This is a genomic window from Pseudoalteromonas sp. 13-15 (assembly GCF_001468205.2).
Classification (GTDB): domain Bacteria; phylum Pseudomonadota; class Gammaproteobacteria; order Enterobacterales; family Alteromonadaceae; genus Pseudoalteromonas; species Pseudoalteromonas marina.
The window spans coordinates 1,083,957-1,106,041 of sequence record NZ_CP019162.1 but is presented as its reverse complement, the minus strand read 5'-3'; the positions used below and the strand labels follow the sequence as shown (position 1 = coordinate 1,106,041).

The 22,085-nt window shown below is 39.7% G+C and carries 19 protein-coding genes; 8 read left to right on the top strand and 11 right to left on the bottom strand.

Features of this window, described 5'->3' with window-relative positions:
* Window positions 1-191: 191 nt before the first annotated feature.
* Entirely contained in the window at window positions 192-1,139 is a 948-nt protein-coding gene (locus ATS72_RS05130) for a sodium-dependent bicarbonate transport family permease (RefSeq protein WP_008132989.1), read from the bottom strand.
* A 113-nt stretch (window positions 1,140-1,252) separates the two neighbouring features.
* Here ATS72_RS05130 and ATS72_RS05125 point away from each other — a divergent pair, with 113 nt between their 5' ends.
* Window positions 1,253-2,197, top strand: coding sequence for a LysR substrate-binding domain-containing protein (locus ATS72_RS05125; RefSeq protein ID WP_058429063.1), 945 nt, complete (start codon window positions 1,253-1,255; stop codon window positions 2,195-2,197).
* Here the strand turns inward: ATS72_RS05125 and ATS72_RS05120 are convergent.
* From ATS72_RS05120 to ATS72_RS05110, 3 genes are all read right to left on the bottom strand, one after another.
* Window positions 2,194-3,195: a LacI family DNA-binding transcriptional regulator gene (locus tag ATS72_RS05120; protein ID WP_058429062.1), complete on the bottom strand. Its 1,002-nt coding sequence runs from the start codon at window positions 3,193-3,195 to the stop codon at window positions 2,194-2,196. The genes ATS72_RS05125 and ATS72_RS05120 overlap by 4 nt on opposite strands.
* A 70-nt stretch (window positions 3,196-3,265) precedes the next feature.
* The gene (locus ATS72_RS05115; RefSeq protein WP_058429061.1) at window positions 3,266-4,792 is read right to left on the bottom strand and encodes an MFS transporter; all 1,527 of its coding nucleotides are present in this window, start codon (window positions 4,790-4,792) and stop codon (window positions 3,266-3,268) included.
* A gap of 32 nt (window positions 4,793-4,824) precedes the next feature.
* Entirely contained in the window at window positions 4,825-6,153 is a 1,329-nt protein-coding gene (locus ATS72_RS05110) for a GH1 family beta-glucosidase (RefSeq protein ID WP_058429060.1), read from the bottom strand.
* Window positions 6,154-6,377: 224 nt separating this feature from the next.
* On the opposite strand from ATS72_RS05110, the gene ATS72_RS05105 reads away from it, so the two are divergent.
* The gene (locus ATS72_RS05105; protein WP_058429059.1) at window positions 6,378-8,945 is read left to right on the top strand and encodes a glycoside hydrolase family 3 protein; all 2,568 of its coding nucleotides are present in this window, start codon (window positions 6,378-6,380) and stop codon (window positions 8,943-8,945) included.
* Between the two features lie 339 nt (window positions 8,946-9,284).
* On the opposite strand, the gene ATS72_RS05100 is transcribed toward ATS72_RS05105, so the two are convergent.
* The 3 genes from ATS72_RS05100 to ATS72_RS05090 form a co-directional block, all read right to left on the bottom strand.
* Window positions 9,285-10,772 carry a tryptophan halogenase family protein gene (locus ATS72_RS05100; RefSeq protein WP_058429058.1) on the bottom strand — a complete coding sequence of 496 codons (1,488 nt, stop codon included), beginning with the start codon at window positions 10,770-10,772 and terminating at the stop codon, window positions 9,285-9,287.
* On the bottom strand, window positions 10,765-12,315 hold the full coding sequence (locus ATS72_RS05095) for a tryptophan halogenase family protein (protein WP_058429057.1): 1,551 nt from the start codon (window positions 12,313-12,315) through the stop codon (window positions 10,765-10,767). The genes ATS72_RS05100 and ATS72_RS05095 overlap by 8 nt, the downstream gene beginning before the upstream one ends.
* A gap of 95 nt (window positions 12,316-12,410) precedes the next feature.
* On the bottom strand, window positions 12,411-15,380 hold the full coding sequence (locus ATS72_RS05090) for a TonB-dependent receptor (RefSeq protein ID WP_006792260.1): 2,970 nt from the start codon (window positions 15,378-15,380) through the stop codon (window positions 12,411-12,413).
* Between the two features lie 495 nt (window positions 15,381-15,875).
* Between ATS72_RS05090 and ATS72_RS05085 the strand changes: the two genes are divergently transcribed.
* The 6 genes from ATS72_RS05085 to ATS72_RS05060 all read left to right on the top strand — a co-directional run bounded on the left by ATS72_RS05085 (window position 15,876) and on the right by ATS72_RS05060 (window position 19,721).
* Window positions 15,876-16,544: a Crp/Fnr family transcriptional regulator gene (locus ATS72_RS05085; protein WP_008129892.1), complete on the top strand. Its 669-nt coding sequence runs from the start codon at window positions 15,876-15,878 to the stop codon at window positions 16,542-16,544.
* Window positions 16,545-16,720: 176 nt separating this feature from the next.
* Window positions 16,721-17,122 carry a hypothetical protein gene (locus ATS72_RS05080; RefSeq protein ID WP_058429056.1) on the top strand — a complete coding sequence of 134 codons (402 nt, stop codon included), beginning with the start codon at window positions 16,721-16,723 and terminating at the stop codon, window positions 17,120-17,122.
* Between the two features lie 88 nt (window positions 17,123-17,210).
* Window positions 17,211-17,714: an Mpo1 family 2-hydroxy fatty acid dioxygenase gene (locus ATS72_RS05075; protein ID WP_058429055.1), complete on the top strand. Its 504-nt coding sequence runs from the start codon at window positions 17,211-17,213 to the stop codon at window positions 17,712-17,714.
* A 45-nt stretch (window positions 17,715-17,759) separates the two neighbouring features.
* Window positions 17,760-18,551 carry an SDR family oxidoreductase gene (locus ATS72_RS05070; protein WP_058429054.1) on the top strand — a complete coding sequence of 264 codons (792 nt, stop codon included), beginning with the start codon at window positions 17,760-17,762 and terminating at the stop codon, window positions 18,549-18,551.
* 101 nt (window positions 18,552-18,652) lie between these two features.
* Window positions 18,653-19,243 (top strand): DUF2238 domain-containing protein, encoded by a 591-nt coding sequence (locus ATS72_RS05065; RefSeq protein ID WP_058429053.1) that lies wholly within the window; start codon window positions 18,653-18,655, stop codon window positions 19,241-19,243.
* A 22-nt stretch (window positions 19,244-19,265) separates the two neighbouring features.
* The gene (locus tag ATS72_RS05060) at window positions 19,266-19,721 is read left to right on the top strand and encodes a GNAT family N-acetyltransferase (RefSeq protein ID WP_058429052.1); all 456 of its coding nucleotides are present in this window, start codon (window positions 19,266-19,268) and stop codon (window positions 19,719-19,721) included.
* Between the two features lie 33 nt (window positions 19,722-19,754).
* On the opposite strand, the gene ATS72_RS05055 is transcribed toward ATS72_RS05060, so the two are convergent.
* From ATS72_RS05055 to ATS72_RS05040, 4 genes are all read right to left on the bottom strand, one after another.
* The gene (locus ATS72_RS05055; RefSeq protein ID WP_058429051.1) at window positions 19,755-20,150 is read right to left on the bottom strand and encodes a zinc ribbon domain-containing protein; all 396 of its coding nucleotides are present in this window, start codon (window positions 20,148-20,150) and stop codon (window positions 19,755-19,757) included.
* A 183-nt stretch (window positions 20,151-20,333) separates the two neighbouring features.
* On the bottom strand, window positions 20,334-20,717 hold the full coding sequence (locus ATS72_RS05050) for a hypothetical protein (protein ID WP_058429050.1): 384 nt from the start codon (window positions 20,715-20,717) through the stop codon (window positions 20,334-20,336).
* Window positions 20,718-20,821: 104 nt separating this feature from the next.
* Window positions 20,822-21,145: an SEC-C metal-binding domain-containing protein gene (locus ATS72_RS05045; RefSeq protein WP_058429049.1), complete on the bottom strand. Its 324-nt coding sequence runs from the start codon at window positions 21,143-21,145 to the stop codon at window positions 20,822-20,824.
* A gap of 2 nt (window positions 21,146-21,147) precedes the next feature.
* On the bottom strand, window positions 21,148-21,993 hold the full coding sequence (locus ATS72_RS05040; protein WP_058429048.1) for a DUF6602 domain-containing protein: 846 nt from the start codon (window positions 21,991-21,993) through the stop codon (window positions 21,148-21,150).
* Window positions 21,994-22,085: the final 92 nt, after the last annotated feature.

The window sequence follows — 22,085 nt, the reverse complement described above, 5'->3', positions numbered from 1 at the left end:
GTTACAAAGAGTAAATAGCCCCTAGGAAGAACCTCTAGGGCAGCGCCTGTTTGGCATTAATGCTACGTTATCGCCAATTTATGGGGAATAACCACACTACATAGGCTCTGCCTTGCCTAAATACCAAACAGACTGCTGTAAATTTAACCTTGGAAGGTCAACAGCCCCTAATAAATAATACAAATTTTTAGTTATTGAATAGCTACAGCAAGCTGATGATAAAGGCCAATACCTACGATTACATTGAACGGAAAAGTGACACCCAACGAGCTAAGCATGGCAAGGCCTATATCGGCTTTAGGAATAGCGGCTTTGATTGCTGCAGGTGCTGCAATGTAAGAGGCACTGGCTACTAAGCTACCGAGTATAACCACTGAACCAAGTTCTAATCCTAATAAAGTACCTACGCCCACACCTACTGTGCCCAAACATAGTGGGGTAATAATAGCAAAAGTCGCTAATTTCCAATGTTGCCATGGGAAAGGGCGCAGTGTTTGTGCAGCTACTAATCCCATTTCTAGTAAAAATAAAGCGAGAACTACTTTAAAACTACTTGTTAATAAGCTGGTAACCTGGCTGCCTTGCGATGTGCCGTACATCATGCCAATAATTACACCACCCACTAATAAAATAACACTTTTGTTAGTGAGGGTTTCGTGCCAGAGCGCTTTTAATGAGAGCGCACTTGTTTGGCCTGGGTCTTTATCGAGCTTGCGATAAAGTAATAAGCCAACAATAATAGCGGGAAGCTCTAGCATAACTAAATAGAGTGTTACTTCAGCGCCAACGGCTAAATTTGCAGATTCGGCATACGCTAACGCAACCGCGAACGTACCTGCACTCACCGAACCATAATGCGCTGCAATACTTGCGCTGTTAGCCACCGATAATTTAATAACGTATTTTAAAATGGGGTACAGCATTAGTGGAATAAGTGCACCTAGGAGCATCACTGTGCCCATTTCTGGTAGCAGTTGCCAGCTTAAATTGCCGTGAAGTACCATGCCGCCTTTTAAACCAATAGTTAGCATGAGTAATAAGCTTAGTGTTTCGTAGGTTGCTTTAGGAATGGTTAAATCAGAGCGTAATATTCCCGCTACTAATCCTAAAATAAAAAACATAACAACTATATCAGGCACAACATTTCCTTTTAAATATAAAATTAAGTGGCGCTATTGTATTTAAAACTTTGTATAGTAAATAATAAAATAAATACTAGTTAGGTATAAGTAATTATCTATAGGTGGTGATTTTGGATTTACGACATATTTCATTTAGGTTGCTCGAAGTGTTTATGAGCGTAGTAAAAACAGGCTCAATTAGTGAAACCGCGAGGCGATTGCACTTAACTCAGCCTACTGTCTCGCTGCAAATTAAACGCTTACAAGAAGCCGTAGCTGAGCCGTTAATGGTTATGCAGCATCAAAAAATGCATGTGACCGAAGCTGGACTTGAGCTATATAAAACCTGTCAGCAAGTATTTGGACATTTTGAAGATTACCAAGACTTTTTGTCAGAGCTAAATGGTGGTGAGCGAGGTAGGTGTAAAATAGCCATGGTCAATACCGCACAGTATATTTTGCCTAAATTATTAGGACCTTATAGTAATTTACACCCGCATGTAGAGCTTCCACTTGAAATTGGTAACCGTGCAGAAGTGCTAAACCGATTTGAGCGTGGTGAAGACGATATTTACGTATTCAGCCATCCTCCATCGCTTGAACATGCGCAAGCTGCACGTTTTTTACATAATCCGCTTGAGTTTATTGTGCCGGTTAATCATCCGCTTGCACAATTAGAGTCAGTAAAGCTCAGCGACTTAATGCAATACCGATTTTTATTACGTGAAAATGGCTCGGCAACGCGCATGTTATTTGAAAGCGAGCTACAAAGCCGTGGTTTAGTACTGAGTGATTCAGTGCAAATGGCTAGCAATGAAGCAATTAGAGTTGCGGTATCTTCGGGTATGGGAATAGCCGTTTTATCTCGCCATGTACTCGAAAAAGACGATGCAAGCTTTAAGGTATTAACTGTTACCGATACGCACTTAGCTAGCCATTGGTATTTTGTTATGCGAACCGACAGGCATATATCGCATGCTGCACGAAACTTTTTAAAATTTGCACAGCAACATTTAGAGCAATACCTCGATTCGCAGTGGGTACGAAACGAGTTAGATAATTTGCAACTAAATTAATTTATATCCGGGGTTGAGTCTCTTAAAATTAGCTTAGGCTCAAACACCTGAGTAACCGTTATGCCGCTTTTTTTATAAATATCTTTAAGCACTAAATTTGCTGCTGCACGGCCCATTTCGGGTACTGGGTTATCTATTGTGGTAAGCGTAGGGTAAAGGTAATTGGTAAAAATAACGTTATCAAAGCCAATTATTGCTAAATCTTTAGGTATATTAAAGCCATGCTCGCGAGCGTATTTCATTGCACCCGATGCCATTTCGTCATTGGCGCACACAAGAGCCGTAATTTGCGCTTTATTTTGAATAAAATGACGCAGGCCATCGCTGCCACCGGTTTCTTTAAAGTCGCCCACATAATACAAGCTTTCGTCAAAGGTGAGGCCATATTCTGCAAGCGCCTTTTTGTGGCCTTTTAAACGATCTGAGGCATCTTCTTTAAATTGTGGACCGGCAATATAAGCAATACGTTTATGCCCTTTATTGATCATAGCTTTTGTTGCAAGGTAGCCACCCATAACATTATCGAGACTAATGCAGTTTTGCTCTATTTCTTTAACGTAGCGACTCATTAAATAAATAGGGGTTTTACCTTTACTGAGCTCAATTAAATACTCGTTAGATACCGCTTCTACGTGAGCAATAATGGCGTCGCAATTACGGCTAATTAAAAATTCAAAACCGTTTTTTTCTTTTTTTTCATCACTGTGGCCGGGCGTAATAATTACGTGTTTACCAGCTATGCGCAATTGCTCTTCAATGGCCGACATCATTTGTCCAAAAAACGGGCCGTCTAACTCAGACACTAAAATGCCTACACTGTTAGTGCGGCTTGATGCTAAAGACCGTGCAATAGAGCTTGGCTGATAGCCGAGCTCTTTCATCGCCTCTAATACCTTTTTTTTAGTTTTTTTACTTACGTAGTCGTTGTCGTTAAGCACCCTAGAAACAGTTGATAAAGACACTCCTGCCATTTCTGATACTTGATAAATAGTCGCCATTTATATCCTAGCTTGTACGCATTTGTTTTAAATAAAATTTATAAAACATAAATTGTGATTAAATGTTAATTTACACATTACTGCGCCTAATTGCTAAATCTTCTGTTATTTTTTGGGTTAGTGCAGGTGTAAGCGGATAAATAAGCATCAACGCGGCGCCTAAAAATGCAAAAGCAGCAGGGATCCAGCTCATTAACAACTGCATAGCGGGAAGGGTTTGGTTAATTGTAAGCTCATCCATACCGTTATACCCATAGCTTGCAAGTACCACTAATACGAGTGCCCCAGCAAAACCACCTCCCGTTTTTTGTACAAAGGTGCCTGCAGAATAAATAAGCCCGGTTGCGCGGCGTTTATTTTTCCACTCGGAGTAGTCAGCAGAATCTCCCAGCATGCTAAAAAACAAAGTAGGCATCATAGCGGCAAAAAACTCAGCCGCGCAGCCAAACGTAAATACAGCGACAATATTATTGCTAGGCACCCAATAAAATGCAGTGGTTAATAAGCCGCTTAGCAACAACGATGCAATAAATAAATTGCGTTTGCCCATAATTTCAGCCAGCTTGCCTGTAGCAAGTGCACCAAATATAGATACTATTAATAAGGCAATAAAATATTGCCCTGCCATGAGTTCATCAGCAACGTGGTACTTAAAGTAATAGGCAATAACACCATATTTTATGCCGTTAAACATCATGGTTAAAAAGCCAATACCCAATAAAACGAGCCACGGTTTATTTGTTAGTAAATCGACCATATCGCGCTGCGAACCGGTTAGGTTTTGTTTGTTTTTATTAAGTAGTTTTTTTATAACAACAGTCATTGCCGCCATAACTAAAGCAAAAAATAATCCGCTGTATAAATCGCGATAATAAAAAAACAGTGTTGTTGATAACAAAGGTAATATTATAAATGGCAGGTTTTTAGTTAAATCAAACAGTTCTGATTTTAAACACCCTTGCTCTGAAGCTGTGGCTATTACACGCTCTTTAGTGCTTACAAAGGTAATAACCATAAGCGCAATAAGTAAACTTGCGAACAAATACATAGTGAGCTGATAGCCCTTGGCGTTATCACCGCCTCCAAAGTAAGCGACTAAATCGGGTAAAAAACCCATCACTAATAACCCGCCGGTAAACGCGCCTGCAAATCTGAATCCTGATAGCTTTGTGCGCTCGGTGTCATCGGGGGTCATTACGCCCATAAGTGCAGAGTAGGGTACGTTACTGACTGTATAAGCAAGTGTTAAACCAATATAAGTAACGTAGGCATAAATAAGTTTATTGGTTTCGTTAAAGTTAGGTGTGGTAAAGCACAGCACCATAAATAAACCTAAAAAGGGCGCGGAGTAGAGTATCCACGGCCTAAATTTTCCAAAGCGTGACTGCGTTCTATCGGCAATCATGCCCATAATTATATCGGTTACACCATCAGATAATCTAACCACTAAAAACAGCATGGCGGCCGCTGCAGCCGATATGCCAAAGGTGTCGGTATAAAATACCGCTAAATAGGCCAATGCGCCGCGCCATACTAAATTAGCACCCGCGTCACCCATGGCATAACCGACTTTTTCGTATAAAGGGAGTTTGTTCACAGTGTGTGTTCTTATTGTTATAAGCCGCTAATTTATCGGCTTGTTATGAGTTTAGTGTACGCTTTACCACTGGCTTTAACAGTTCGTTTTTGTGTGTTGTAGTCTACGTGTACTATACCAAAGCGTTTTAAATACCCTTCTGCCCATTCAAAATTATCCATCAGGCTCCAAGCAAAGTACCCATCTACCTTAACACCTTGTGCTGTTGCATTATGTAGGGCATTTAAATGTTCGTGGTAATAGTCAATACGATCGGTGTCTTTCACTTCACCGTCTTTAAATTCATCAGCCATGGCTGCGCCATTTTCGGTAATATAAATAGGTGGTAGGGTGTATTTTTCGTTTAACGATACAAGTAACTCTGTAAGCGCTTTAGGGTAAATTTCCCAGCCAATATCGGTCATTGGGGCTTTGTGTGGCAGCTCATGATAAAAGTCTGTTTCGCTTGCTTGATAATGCATACGGGTATAAAAATTCACACCTAAATAATCAAGTGGCTGTGCAATAATTTCCATATCGCCTGGTAAAATATCAGGGCACTGGGCTTTAGGTAATTGGTTAATAATATCAGGGTATTGACCTTGCATTACTGGCTGCATATACCATTGATTTATGTAGTCATCAGCAAATGCAGTGGCGTTTAAATCTTCTTCGCATTGGGTAACTGAGTAGCAAGGCGTAAAGTTAAGCACAATACCGTTGAGTGAATTAGGGCTATTTTTAGCAAGCACTTGCATCGCTAATCCGTGGCCAAGTAGTAAATGATGGGCAGCTTTTCGCCCGTGTTCTCGACCTACAATACCGGGTGCATGTACGCCAATTTCGTAGCCTAAATAAGAGCTACAAAATGGCTCGTTTAGTGTTGCATAAGAATGTACTCGCTCACCAAAGGCTTTTGTAATTAAATCTGCGTAATGTGCAAATTCGTAAGCCGTGTTTCGGTTAAGCCAGCCGCCTTCGTCTTCTATATGTTGTGGTAAATCCCAGTGGTACAAAGTAACAAAAGCTTTGATATTACGACGTTTTAGCTCATCTAAAATATCGGTGTAAAACTTAACCCCTTCAGGGTTTAAATGGCCAGCTTTAGTCATCACACGCGGCCAAGAAATAGAAAGCCTGTAGGCGTCTACACCTAGCGACTCAATTAAATCTATATCGTCTTTCCAACGAGTGTAGTGCTCACAGGCAACATCACCATTTGAATTATCAGCAATTTTACCTTCTTTACTACAAAAGGTATCCCAAATGCAGGGGAGACGATCTGCTGCGCCACCCTCAATTTGAAAAGACGCTGTGGCCACACCGTAAGTAAAGTGTTTGGCTAAAAGTGGTGAGCCACTAGGTAAAGATAATTGTTTCATTAAGCGAAAACCCCTGCTTTATTTTTAGTAAATTTGCTTTTATAAAGTTAAAGTTGGAAGCGCTTCCATAATTAATTTGATTAATCGCTGGGTATAGTATTTAATAACTTTCAGGAAGCGCTTCCATATTTAGGTTAGTGGCTATTGTTAAACAGGTCAATAGTTATATTTAAATAAGCAAATTACATTATAAAAACGCACCCAGACAACACAGGGCCATAACAATGAGAAAAAGCTTAAACACAAAAGCATTAAAAATACTTCCCCTTTTGGTGGGAGGAATATGCGTTTTAACAGCCTGTAATAAACAGCAAACGCAAGTTAGTAACAATCATACTAACGCCTCGGAGCATGAGCAGGGCGATATAACACTTTGGGCAACACTTAAAAACAAAGTACAAAAAAGTGCCGAGATTGAAAATACAATTGCTGGTTATTTAAAGTCGATGACGCTTGAGCAAAAAGTAGCGCAAATGATCCAACCAGAAATTCGCGATATAACCGTTGAAGATATGCGCAAATATGGGTTTGGATCTTATTTAAATGGTGGAGGCTCTTTTCCTGATGCTAATAAGCATGCTACTCCTGCTGACTGGATAGCGCTTGCAGAGAGTATGTATCAAGCATCGGTTGATGATACGCTTGATGGCAGTAAAATCCCTACCATGTGGGGCACCGATGCCGTACATGGACACAATAACGTCATTGGTGCGACGTTATTTCCACATAATATTGGTTTGGGTGCTGCTAATAACCCTGCGCTTATAGAGCAAATTGCAGCGGCAACAGCGGTAGAAGTAATGGCTACAGGGATTGATTGGGTGTTTGCACCTACCGTAGCTGTAGTGCGCGATGATCGCTGGGGCAGAACCTACGAAGGCTATTCAGAAGACCCTGCAATTGTTCGCGAGTATTCAGCCGCTATTGTAAATGGCTTACAAGGTAGAGCCGATGGCGACTTTTTAAGTGATAAACGCGTAATTAGTACTGTTAAGCACTTTTTAGGTGATGGCGGTACAGTGGATGGCGACGATCAAGGTAATAATATAGATACCGAAAAAGATTTGTACAACATACATGCGCAAGGTTATGTAGGTGGCTTAACGGCAGGTAGTCAGTCTGTTATGGCGTCGTTTAATAGCTGGCATGGTAAAAAAAATCATGGCAATAAATACTTACTTTCCGATGTACTCAAAACCAAAATGGGTTTTGATGGCTTCGTAGTGGGGGATTGGAATGGCCACGGGCAAGTTGCCGGCTGTACTAACGAAAGCTGCCCACAAGCGGTCAATGCGGGGCTTGATATTTTTATGGTGCCTACAGATGCTTGGAAACCACTTTATAACAATACAATAGCGCAAGTAAAAGCGGGTACTATTCCCATGGCTAGAATAGATGATGCCGTTGCGCGTATTTTACGTGTTAAATTACGCGCAGGTTTATTTGAAAAACCAAGCCCTGCCAAGCGTAAATTCTCAGGTAAAGTAGCGCTAATTGGTGCGCCAGCACATCGTGACATTGCCCGCCAAGCGGTGCAAGAGTCTTTAGTACTGCTTAAAAACAATAACCATATGTTACCGATTAACCCATCAAGCAATATACTTATAGCAGGCGATGCGGCCAATAATATTGGTAAACAATCGGGCGGTTGGAGCATTACGTGGCAGGGCACTAACAATAAAAATGAAGACTTTCCTGGAGCCACCTCTATATATGCCGGATTAAAAGCGCAAATAGATACAGCAGGTGGTAACGCTATTTTAAGCCCAAATGGCATGTTTGATACTACACCCGATGTAGCCATTGTTGTATTTGGCGAAGAGCCATACGCAGAAGGGCATGGCGATAAAGATAACCTTGAATTTGAGCGAGGTAATAAACGCTCACTTAAAATTTTAAAAGCGTTAAAACAGCAAAATATACCGGTTGTATCTGTGTTTATATCGGGCAGACCCATGTGGGTTAATAGCGAGCTAAATGCATCTGATGCGTTTGTAGCTGCATGGCTTCCTGGCACTGAAGGCCAAGGTGTTGCTGATGTTTTACTAGCGGATGTAAATGGGCAAGTACAACATGACTTTAAAGGTAAGTTATCGTTCTCTTGGCCCAAATCGCCACTACAAACGGCTGTAAACAAGGGCGATGAACATTATGCACCGCTACTACCTTATGGATTTGGGTTAACCTATAAAGATGAAAGTACGCTTGGCAATAATCTAAATGAAGACTCAGGTGTTGATGTAAGCAACCTTGCGCCGCTGTCTATATTTAATGGCAGCTTTAAAACGCCGTGGCGTTTGTTTTTAAACTCTAATAACCAGCAGCATCAAGTGGCCAGCAACAGTGTAAAGCTTGGCGGCATTACTTATCGTACTGAAGATAAGGCCATTCAAGAAGATGCGATGGCGTTTAATTTTACAGGCTCTAGCACAAGCTATATCGAAATTAACAGTAACTTTACTGAAGACAAAGTAGCTTATATTGAGGCCAATTCAGCGCTTAGTTTTAGCTATAAAATAAATACAATGCCAACAGAGCAAGTGCAACTAGGTATGAAATGCGAGCAAGGCTGTGGTGGCGAGCTTAATATTACCAATGAGCTTAAAAATTCAGCCTTAAATACATGGCAAACCATGAGTATAGATTTAACCTGTTTTGCTAAAAAGGGCGTTGATTTTGCCAGAGTAACCAGCCCGTTTATTATTAAAACGGCAGGAGAGCTTAGCGTTTCAGTTGCAGATATTAGCTTTAAACCACAAAGCGATAATATCGCCAGGGTTAAGTGTGAGTAATAGCATGTTTATAAGTTAAGTTTATTGTGTGTTGTCTCAAAGCCCTAAGGGCGTGTTGATCTTTGTGGATTGAAATTTGTTCAATCTAGGGACAATTTAATCGCGGCGAGAGGTTTGTAACCTAGTGGGCTAAGTAAAAACCGAGAAACAAAGAGTAAATTGCTCCTAGGCAGAACCCTACGGGCAGCGCATGTTTGGCATTTATGCTGCGTTATTGCCTATTTATGGGGAATAACCACACTTCATAGGCTCTGCCTTGCCTAAAAACCAAACATGCTGCTGCAAATTCAACCACCAAAGAACAACGCGCCCTAATAAGGGCTTTTTTAAAGAGGAGATTTATGCAGGGCAATATTGTTTTAAAAACTCATGGTGGGGTGGTAATTGGCTTACGCGCTGTTCGATTTGTTGCTTAATACCGTGTAAAAAACGGGTGAGTTCTTCGTCGCTCATCATGCTGGCTATTAAGTGGTGCTGTTCAGGCACAATACCTTGACCAAGCATAACTTGCACCCAGGAGTCGACTCTAAAAATATCACCATCGTCTAAAAATACACGGCCAGTTTGTTTAAACAAATCAATTTTATGCTGAAGTGTTTTTGGCACTTCCATGGCGCTACAGTGTTGCCAAAATTCGCTGTCATCGCGATTAGTTACTTTGTAATGCAGCACAATAAAATCGCGAATATTTTCAATTTCGCTTTTAAGTTGTTTGTTGTATTCATCAATGGCGTGATTGGTTATGCCATTAAACGGAAATAAACGCATAAAGCGAATAATACCCGACATAATTAAATGAATGCTGGTGGACTCAAGTGGTTCAACAAATCCACTAGCAAGACCTAGCGCAAGGCAGTTTTTGTTCCAGCCTTTTAAGCGCCGCCCAGTTTTAAATTTAATAACACGGGGTTCAGTAAGCGCTTCACCTTCAATGTTATTTAGCAATAACGCTTTAGCTTGTTCGTCATCCATATATTGGCTGCAATACACTAACCCATTGCCTACACGATTTTGCAGCGGTATACGCCATTGCCAACCACTTTTATGGGCAATAGAGCGGGTAAGTGGCAATACGGTATTGCTGGTTGATTTTGTTTGTACTGCAATGGCGCTATTGCATGGTAATAAGTGCGACCAATCTTCGTAGCCCGTATGCAATGCTTGCTCTATTAATAAGCCTCTAAAGCCGGTGCAATCTATAAAAAAGTCGCCGTTTATTTGCTCGCCACTATTTAAAAGTAATGATTCTATGTGGCCTGTTTTAGCATTCTTTACTACTTTTTGTATTTTACCTTCAACACGCTTTACACCTAATGGCTCTGAAAATTCACGTAAAAACTGCGCGTAGCGGGTAGCATCCATATGGTAGGCGTAGTTAATAGGGTTTTGTTGGTTAAACGCAAATTTACCGGCTTTAGCCGCTTGCAGCTCGTAACAGTAATCGCCAAAAGGGTTGTTTATTCCTAAAGTTTTGCCTTGTAGCCAAAAGTGATGAAACTCACCCGCCCAACATTCTTTGCCTGTTGCGCCAAATGAGTGAATATAACGCGTGTTTTCATCGCCCCAGTTTTCAAAGCTAATACCTAATTTAAAGCTTGCTTGAGTGGCTTTCATAAAAGCTTGCTCGTTTATACCTAGCAATTTATGAAACGTACGAATAGGCGGAATTGTTGCCTCGCCAACGCCTACAGTGCCAATATCGTCAGATTCAACAAGGGTAACGTGTATATTTTTGCCAATTAATTTTGCTAGTGCAGCCGCAGCCATCCAGCCTGCAGTGCCGCCTCCCGCTATTACTACATTTTTAACTGCATTTGTTTTAGTCATTATGTGGCTGCCTATTATTAGATAAAAGATCATTTAAAAGCGCGCGGTTACTCGGTAAGCCTTTTAAGTATTGCGCTATTTTTTCACGGTTTTGTTGATAAAAATAATCGCCAGCTTGAGCGCTGGTAAAAGCATTGTGTGCTAGAGGTGTTTGTGTATTAAAGCCCATGCCGTATAAAACATACTGGTAACTACTTGATGAAAATACTTCTTCGTTTTCAATAAAGTCAAAGCGGCTAGGGGGCTGAAATTGCCAAAGTTTAAGTAAGTTTTGTAGGCGCTCTGGTGCAGTTGTTAAATCCCGAATATTTTGCCAGTAAGGGGTATCGTCGCGTTCGCTTAAAACATAATGGAGTTTTAAAAATTCGACAACACGTTGCCAGCGCGTGCTAAAACGGTCGTTAAAGCGATTTGCAAGTTGGCTCATATGCGTGCGGTTTTGTGGTAGTTGCTCGCTCAGCATACTAATTGAAAGTTCAACCATGGCAAGTGCAGAGGCTTCAAGTGGCTCTAAAAATCCAGCCGACATACCCACGGCAACACAGTTTTTAATCCAAAACTTTTGTCTGTACCCTGGGCTGAATTTTAATACACGGTAGTTAAGCTGCTCAGCTTGTTGCTCGCTGGTACTTTTAGCTATGTAGCTTTTTAAAGTATCAGTTGCGCTTTCATCGCTTTGGTATTTACTACTAAATACATAACCTGTGCCACGGCGTGTGGGTAGGGCTATATCCCAAATCCAGCCGTTACTTTGCGCAGTAGAGAGCGTTGCAGAGGCAATTGGCTGATTGATGTGTGCATTAGGTACTTGCGCTGCAACAGCGCTGTTGTTAAATAAAATATGATCTTGCGCTATAAACTCACTATTAAAATGCTCACCAATTAAGCGAGCACGAGAGCCTGAGCAATCTAAAAATAAATCACCTGTTATATCGCCATTTTTATTTGTTTTTAATGAGGCAATATAGCCATGCTCGTCGTTAATAACGTGGGTTACATCGTCAGTAATATGTGTAACATTTAAGTTTTTAACACAGTGGCTTTTTAAAAACTCGGCAAATTTACCTGCATCTAAATGATAGCCATAGTTGGTGACTGCTGCGTATTCGGGTGTTTGTAATTGTTTTGGTGCAAGTGCTGCTTGGCATACAAAACTTTGCATATTAACAACGTCAGCAAACTTTTGGTTAGGTGCAATACGTTGCCAATTTGCGTGTAAATTGGTTTGCTCGTAGCCTTGAGGGTCCATAAAAGGGTGGTAGTAGTTTTCTCCCTTACTTAGGTTGCGCCAATATATAAATTTAGAACCTTGCTTAAAGGTGGCATCGCACTGGGTTATAAAATCAATTTCTTTAATGCCAATACGCTGTAACGTATTACGCATTGAAGGCCACGTGCCTTCGCCTACACCTAGTATTGGTACGTTTGCTGACTCAATTAACGTGACACTCAAATGTGGATGCTCAGCAGCTAATAAACCCGCACTTAGCCAGCCGGCTGTACCACCACCTAAAATGACTATTTTTTTTATTGGTTTGGTCATGAGTTAAAACCCTAAACTTGATAACACGTAAACTATATCGTTTTAAATACAAAAAAGCCGCTAGTAAAAACTAACGGCTTTGCTTGGTATTACCTTTAGAAGTTGTAACGCATACCAATATTGTAGCGTGCGCCTAGTTGTTGTAAGTTCCATAATTGCACTGATGTACGGCCATGTTCGCGGCTGTTTTGCTCAGTAATATTTATACCTTCAACAAAAAACGAAAGCTGTTCGCTGTAGTTGTACGCAACGTTAAAGTCGATTTGATAATACTCTTCAGTAAAACCAGGTTCGTTAACGTAACGCGCAGCACTATTTAAAAACTTATCCCGCCAGTTATAGGCAACACGGGCTTGAAAGTCATCGTTTTCGTACATGGCAATAAAGTTGGCTGTATCGCTTAGCCCTACCAGTGCAAACTGCGTTGTAGAAGGGCTAGCATTTACATCAAAGTCTATATCGCCATTAACGGTAGTGTAGTTTGCTTGAACGCCAAAACCGCTTTCACCAAAAAAGTGTTGAAATGCAATTTCAAAACCATCTATGGTGGCGCTTTTATTATTGGTTGGTACTTGTGCAGTAAAATCGAGTAGTGGGTCATCGCTGTTAGCAATAACATCGTACGCCGCTTCAAATTCTTCGTAAGTCATAGAATCAAAATCTACCCCATTTTCGGTAGCAGCAACCATTTGGAATAAGTTTGAATCTGTAACAGCAAGCCCACGGGCTTCAAGCTCTGCAATGGCAGCTTGCGCGCGAGGGCCCGCAGTTGCATCGCGTAAACCATAGTAATTTTGTGTCATTGGCGTTAAACCAATAAAGTTTTCGATATCTTTTGTGTAGTAACCTACCGATACATAGCTTGTTTCTGCAAAATACCATTCTGCCGATACATCAATGTTATCTGACTCAAGCGGCACTAAACCAGGATTACCTGTTGACGCTGTTGCTGGTGACGAACCAGGCAATAAGGTTGGCGCTCCCGGTACACCGACAGTAGCGGCAGAACTTAAGTTATCATACGTTGGACGGGCAATTGTTGTACTGTAAGAAAAGCGCGCTTTTACGTTTTCGATTACTTCTATGTCAAAGTCTAGGCTGGGTAAAAAATGATCGTAACTAGATTTTAGTGTGAAATCTTGCTTATCTGAGCCAAAGCGTACGTTAAAATCGTTGTTGCCTTCCCAAGCAATGGCATTTGGCAGGTCGATATTAGCAGTTGAAGTAATATCAGTTGACTCGTGACGTGCGCCAACAACGATGTTGTAAGGCATGTCATTAAAATAACCAGTATAAGTGAACTGAACAAAGGCCGCAGTAATATCTTCTTCTATGGTGCGGTTTGTAGCAAAAGCGCCATCGGCTGCGAAGTTAAATCCATATTGCTCGCCTGCCCAATAACCTATTTGTGAAGCGCTGCCCGTATAGCCTTGATTAAATGAACCAGACGTATCGTAATCGTCAAACTCAGCTAAAAAGTTGGTAGGATTTAAATAACCGTCAGGTAATTCACCAGGGTTTTCAACTCCCCAATTTCCCATCGTGTTACGAGTAAGTGACTGAAGTGAATGGCTTTCCATAGAGCGAGATTCTACGCCAAAGTCAATTACACCGTTTTCCAGCTCATATTTACCATGAAGCCTAAATTCGTTCACTTCAGATTCTTGGCTTGCAAAATTAGAGTCTAATATCGAGGTACCTACATCTGCAGGGTCGAGCGTATTGTTACAGTTTAAGTTAGCGCGTCGACAGTCGTTAAAATCTATACTCATAGAAGGAAGTTCGCGGCTAAAGTCTACTTCTTGTGCATTAATAACATTTGCACCAAGGCCTGCATTAACCCAGCTGCCGTATGGTGCATCAGGTTTACTGGTGGCTTTTGAATTGTGTGCATCAAACATAAAGCTCAACTCAGAGTTAAAGTAATACTCTACATTTAAGCCGATTGAATCGTTTTTATTTACTTGATTTAACTCTTGAAATGCTAAACCTAAATCACGCGTTTGTAGATCGCGGCGCTCTTCACGGTAATAGACAGGTGTTTTAACGGTGTTGTCATCAAAGGTTAGCGCACTTTTGTAATTGTCCATCCAAAGAGACTGCTCAGCACGTGCTTCAAATAAATCCTGTTTAGAGTAGGTGTAATCAAGTGTGGCTGTTAAATCATCAATTGGGCTGTACTGAAATGTTAATTGCGCATTTGTACGCGTACGCTCTCTGTCGGCTATGGTATAACGTAAATCTGATGGCATTGAATAAAGCTGGCCAATCTCTGGTGCGTTAGTTAAAACAATATCGTCAGCGGCTTGAGGAATAGTGCCGTCAAAAGCCGATGTATTCCACTGATTTACAAACGCACCTGTTGATGAGCTATCGCGCTGTTGCATGCTTGCCGTTAACGATGCGCCAAATTTAGCGTCGCTGTCGGTCCAGCTAATAATACCCGAAAGCTCAGGTGTAATGTCATCGCCTACGCGATTAGTTGTATCGTGAAGTGCTTTAACACCAATACTTGAAATAAATCCAGGGTTGTCGAGTGGCCGGGCAGTGTTAATGTTAATAGTTGCACCAATACCACCAGAGGCAATACTTGCTTTACCTGTTTTATAAACTTCAACTGATTTAACGCTATCAGATGCCAAATTAGCAAAATCAAATGCACGAGAATTGGGAGTGCCGCCACCTGCAGGAAGAGATGCAGCAGGCATTGTGCGACCATTTAGGGTTACCATATTGTAATCGGGGCCAAAACCACGAACGGTCACTTTAGACCCTTCACCGTTTGAGCGATCAATCGACACACCGGTAATACGCTGTAGCGATTCGGCTAAATTGGTATCGGGAAATTTACCAATATCTTCAGCAGAAATGGCGTCTACCACACCTGCGGCATCACGTTTTAATCGAGTTGATTCTTTAATGCTACTTTTAAAGCCGGTGACCTGAATTACTTCAACGTCTTGATTTGCTTCTTCTTGTGCAAGCAACGGTAAAGATACAGATGCGCTTAAAATCAAAGATAGGCTGGTTGCTATCTTTGTTTTTCTTACAATATGGTTAGCCATTCGGTTTCCCTCGTACTTTTATCATTATTATTAACAGCTTGTATGCGGCTGTTATTGTGTAAATGTTAACATTGTCAAATGTGTGGAAGCGCTTCCAGAAAAGAAAATTAAAAATCGCCTATGTGGAAGCGCTTCCAGAAATGCTAGACCAATTTCATAGAAGGATCAACTAATGTTTTAATAAAATGAAATATATTTGTTCGAAAAATGTAATTTATACTGTGAGTGAAGGGGTTGGTTAAACTGCATTAAAATTATGCCAAATTAATATGCTTTAAAAGTGGTGCTAGTAATTGAATCTCGCAACATGTAATGATTAGACCCTTGATATATCTGCGTGGATTGTCATAAATTCGAGTTATTGTGCAAGTAAATTAACAAATAATGTTAAGTTGAAATACAGTTAAAAACGGAGCAATCAAATTTAATGAATTATTTGAAATTAGCAAATATCGTTGGGTTCCAAAAAGTGAGTACGATTGTTAAAGAGGTACCATGAAAGCGCATCAGCAAGCAGTAATAGAGCAAGGGCAATGGTTTAAAAATCGTAGCCCCAAGCTAAAAATGTTTTTATTAGCTCATGGTAAAATACTCACTTTGAAAGCCCAACAAGCGCTATTTTTACGTGGCGATGCGCATGATGGAATATACGTTGTTTTAAGTGGAGTTATGCGAATTAGTGGCGTAAATAGTAATGGTAAAGAGGCCGTTTTGAGTTTCATCGATGCGTCGTTATGGTTTGGTGAAGTAACGTTATTTGATAAAGGCTTAAGAACCCATGACGTTTATGCACAAACTGACGCTCAGTTATTTTATGTACCACAACGTTCATTAGAGCAACTATTAAGTAAACACCCTGAATATTGGCAGGAGTTTGGTTTATTATTGGCACAAAAATTACGGCTTATGTTTTCTTCAATGGAAGATCATGCATTGCACAGTGCAGAGCAAAAAGTATGTAACAGATTATTAATGCTTAGTGAGCAAACTAATTTTTCAGCGCCATTGGCATTGTCTCAGCAACAATTAGCGGATATGACCTATTTAACACGGCAAACCATAAATCAAATACTACAAAAACTGGTTAAAAAAAATGCCATTAGTTTGGGGTATCAGTGCATTACAGTGTTGGATGTAAGTAAACTGCAGGCGCTTGCTAGTTAACTCAAGCGCTGCACAATAAACCTTCAGTTAAAATTTAAATTTTTGGACAAATAAAAACAAATCCTAAATTGTTTAACCAGATTTTTGGTTGCCTAGCTTTAACTTAGTTTATTTTCACCATTTTTTTGGAACCAAGATTGCTACAGATAATACTTTGCAGCAATGGATTTAAGCTAATGATGATAACTTCTTATATGAATCAATATAGTCGCTATGTAAGTGACACTAATGCGGCATTAATAAATAAGAGTGCGGCAACAGATGTCCCCATCCAACAAACCACCCAACAACCGAAAGAGTTTAATGAGCCAAAGGTTGCTAATAATTTTTTACAAAATGCTCAAGAGGCATTGGTATACCAACGTTTAGGTATCGATAAAGACAAAATAGCAGAGATAAAAGCATTAATAGAAGAGTTATCAGAGCAGTTACAAAAGCAAGGCGCTGACAGTGATTCAATTAACAAAAAAATGGACGAACTACAAAAAATGCTCGAACAGGAGTATCAAAATGGACGTGAACGAATGGATACTCAACCAGAACGAGAAAAGGGAAGTATTATTTCGGCGTTAGCTTAAATTAGCAAATGTCGGGTAGGTGACATTGTTGTTACGAGTTTATTTGTTATGTTTAGTGCTTAGCTAAATATTTATTGAGGAATACACCATGCAAACACTTCAACAACAACTTGGCAAATATGGTTTATATCACCGCTCTAAGCGCAATGTGCTTACTCATTTTTTTGGTATCCCACTTATTGTATTTGCCGTTTTATGTTTACTTGCTCGCATTGAAATACCCCTTGGTGGCGTTGTTATTAATGCTGCCCAAATATTTGTTTTAGCTTCGGTAATTTATTACTTCATGTTAAGTCTATCGCTGGGTTTAATTATGGCTATATTGTTTACTGCATTGCTGTTTGCTGCTGAGCCTATAGCAGCTATGACATTTTGGCCTTGGTTAAGTATTGGCGTTGGCGTATTTGTGTTTGGTTGGGTGTTGCAATTTATTGGACATTATTATGAAGGCAAAAAGCCCGCGTTTGTTGATGATTTAATTGGCTTAATTATTGGCCCATTGTATGTAACTGTAGAATTACTATTTTTAATGGGCTTTTATAAACAGCTCGAAAATGAAGTGAACAATATTGCAGGGCCAACAAAGGCGTAAATTCACTTACTTAAATCAAAAGCTTCATTGAGCAAAGAGGTGCCTATGAATTTTAATAATAAAACTGTGTGGGTTACAGGCGCATCGTCAGGCATTGGCAAGGAGCTTGCGGTTCAATTTGCAAAGCAAGGCGCACGCGTCATTTTATCTGCCCGCAATGTTGAAAAGCTCACCGAAGTAAAAGCAACGCTTGAAGGTGATGGGCATTTAATTATACCGCTTGATTTGTCAGCGCCTGAGGCTGTTTTGACTCAGGTTACTGATTTACTGCACACTTTACCTTCTATCGATATTTTAATTAATAACGGCGGGGTGTCTCAGCGCAGTTTATTTTTAGAAAACGACTTTAATGTATACCGCCAGCTTATGGAGGTTAATTATTTTGGTTTAATAGCACTGACAAAAGCGATATTACCTTCAATGGTTGCAAGAAAAAGCGGTTCAATCGTGGCTATTAGCAGTGTGGCAGGAAAGGTTGGTTCAAAGTTTAGAACGGGTTATTCAGGCTCAAAATATGCGGTAGTGGGCTTTATGGATTGCCTACGAGCAGAAGTAGCAGAGCACAATATTCATTGCTTAACGATTTGCCCAGGTTCAATTAAAACCGCGATTGCACATAACTCGTTAAACGAGCAGGGCGTCGCACAAAATAAACCCGAAGAATCAATTGAAAACGGCATGGCAGTATCCTGTGCGGCTGAAAAAATGATTAAAGCGATTGCTAACAAAAAAGACGAAGTTATTGTTGGGCAAGGATTAAGTGGTTGGGCACCAACGATAAAACGATTTTTTCCTAATTTATTTAATCGATTAACTGCTAAAACTAACTACAGATAATTGCACTTTTACTATTAATTAAGCTAAATAACAGGCGGTGGTTTTATTAATATTGAAAAGGTAGACTGTATTAAAATTAAATAAATAAGGTAAGGATACTCGTGAAATTTGCATGGCTAAGCCTTTTTTTTGGTGTGTTAATTTGGTCTGGTATTAACCCTAAAGATCAATTTACTTGGTTACTTGAAGTTATTCCCGCAATGATTGGTTTAGCACTTATAGCAAGCACGTATAAATACTTTAAATTAACCTCTTTATTGTACTTTTTTATTTTAGTGCATTGTATTGTGCTGATGGTAGGTGGTCATTATACCTACGCAGAAGTACCTTTATTTGATAATTTATTTGGCAGCGAACGCAATAACTATGACAAAGTAGGGCACTTTTTTCAGGGATTTGTACCCGCTTTGCTAGCGCGCGAAATACTGCTACGAAAGCAAGTTGTGAATGGCCGAGGTTGGTTAACTTTATTTGTTATATCTGTCAGTTTGGCGTTTAGTGCGTTTTACGAATTAATAGAGTGGTGGGTGGCAGTACTGACCGGTGAAAACGCTGAGGCATTTTTAGGGACGCAAGGGTATGTGTGGGATACACAGTCTGATATGGCATTAGCGTTATTTGGTGCTATTTGCTCGTTACTGCTGCTTTCAAAACTACACGATACACAGTTAAAGTATGTAAAAAACTATTAAATACTTCACTGGATAGTTAAAAATGACTCAACAACCTCACAACTACTCAATTAGTACAGACAAGTCTAAGCTTAACTTTAACGTTATTTATAATTTTATTGCTAATAGTTACTGGGCAAAAGGCATACCTAAAAGTGTGATGCAAAAAGCGATTGATAACTCAATGTGCTTTGGCGTGTATAGCCCTAATAACGAGCAAGTTGGTTTTGCACGGGTAGTTACCGACAACGCCACTTTTGCCTACTTGGCAGATGTATTTATTACCCCGCACCTACAAGGGGGTGGCCTGAGCAAATTACTCATTAAAACGATAGTAGAACACCCAGAGCTACAAGGGCTAAGGCGTTTTTTATTAGCCACATCGGATGCGCATGGCTTGTATGCGCAATATGGGTTTAAACCGATAGATAACCCAGGGCTACTAATGCAAATAAACCCTGCAAATGTGTATGAGGAAAATACTCAAGAGGACTATTAAGCGGGGGGAAGAGCAATATTTATTTTAAACTCCTTACAGGCCCCAAACTCTTAAAGCTGCTGTATGAATTTCATTTAAAAGTAATAACCCTGCAATACTACCAAATAGCACCCACTTTTTAGATTTTTTAACTTCCTTGGATCGTCTGTAAGTAACATAGCCAATAAAGGTTACTAGTACAATAACGGCTATTAATGATAATTGATTCTCTTGGTTAAACCTAAAGTTCCCCTCAATTATATGATGAGAGAAAAATGAAATAACCCAAAGAGTGAACAAAACAGTAAGGCCAATTACATAATTAATAATCTTAAATGTATTAATTGAAGTACCACAAACAGGACAAACATAACTTCGTTCCCTAGCGTTGGGTGTTTTAACCTTTGGGGCAATTGTTGAATTACATTTTTTACAAACTAACAGAGACATAAACTCGATTCTATTTAGGGCTTATAACAAGACTGTAGAGTAGCTCCAACAGCCAAATTCAATTAAAAAAGGGTTCCTGTAATTAACTCTAAATGTTTTTAAAGCATTAGGTAATGCTATTTGGAACCCATAAAACAGGCTGATTTTCTTAAAAATGAGTAACTCTAGAGCTACAACGCCTCATTATATGCCGTTTTTATTAGAGCAGTGTTTAATTATGCTATTTTTAAAAGCTTTCGCAAGAGCGTCAGTTTTACGATAAAACACACCGATATCTTCATCTAAATGCTGGCCATCTATATCAATTTCAAAACTAGTTTTAATATCAGTTTGCTCATACATAGTTAAATTGACTTCATATTCATCGAGTTCAAAAGAAAAACTTGAGCCATTTGTAATTAAGTTTTGAGTATTTTGAGTATGTTCAATTGTAGACTTCATGCATTCTGAAGTTACAAGGAAATCCACTTTCATTCCTAAACCTATACGGTTGTCATTTTCAATTTCGCAACCAACAATAAAGATTGGTAATAGTAAAACTAATAATCGATTCATAATCTTAGGCATATAACGCCTGCAATAAGGTGTGCCAACGCTGAGCCAACCAAGCGCCCCGAACTCCAAACCAAAACCGCCGAGTGTAACGCATCACCTTGATTGCTTTGTTAAATTTACACTTCGTTGAATTTTCCACATTGCTTGCAGCGAATAACAATGTTACTGATTTGATTCCTGTTAATGCCTGATACCAAAGGGGATGAACAGTTTCCACAGACAAGCTCTAAATTTGAATCATACCCCTGAAAGACAGTAGTCCCTTCACCATCATAAATGAATACAGAGCGTGTATTTGGGTCTGGCTCAGGAATAACTTTTAAAGTCGATCTTGTTGTTATATTTGGTTTTTGAGGCTTTTTTATTTTTAACTTGTGACAATCTTTAAATAGCAAGCCAGCCCCACAAGGACATAACTCATCAGGTTGTATTTTCGCCATGATTACTCCTTAACTACAGCCATTGGTAATTCAGGGTCAATGTACCTTGTAAGATCAGGAACATTTAACTTCATTTTTGTCAGCATTATTAGTAAATAAGTTATGAATCGACCGAATGTTCTATCTTTTACTGCCTCATTGATAATCCGTAGAATAATTTCATCACTTTGCTCACCATTATCATCTCGTTTGTGTGCAGTCAGAACCAAATTTACAAATTCATCAGTATCGAGTAAAAGTTCTTTCTCGCCTTTGGACAGATTACATTGCTCATAATGTAATAAGCCCTCACCCAGTACACATACCAAATTGGTGAAATAGTTCACATCGTATACTTGATTGCACTGTTCTTGCCAATTATTCTTCAATGAGTCCAAGGAGTTAGATGACAATTGATAACCTAAAACAATACCAAAAGGTCTGGAAGGACGATGAAGAGTTACACTATCCCTTGCTGCGATTATGCCAAGTTCTCTTGGTGCTAGTTTCTTAAATGACTCAATTTTAGACGAAGCATCTATAAACTCAGCTTTTGAAAGAGTTGATTTAACCTCAATTATCCCATAAACACCTTCAATCGGGAGTATTGATGTTTTACCTACATACAAAACTGGACAGTTAACAGCATCATAAATGATTATATCAATTGCGTGTGAGCGCTCTCCTTTTTGAGTAATTACTTCACCTTTAGTTATTCCGTAACGTTTAGGAAGATGATTTCGAAGAAACCCAACTAAGATTTCTTCACGGTTTTCTCCTTTATCGCCGCTATGTTGAATAAAACCTGACTCTTTAAATCTTGATAATAGAGTCGATTCTATTGATGAAAATAAATCTTCAAGTTTCACAGAATTTTCCTTGTAAATTTAACGCCCTAATTTGGCGGCACAAACACGTGGGCTATACTGCGAAGCAGCCCGCGTGTTTGTGTCCCCAACAT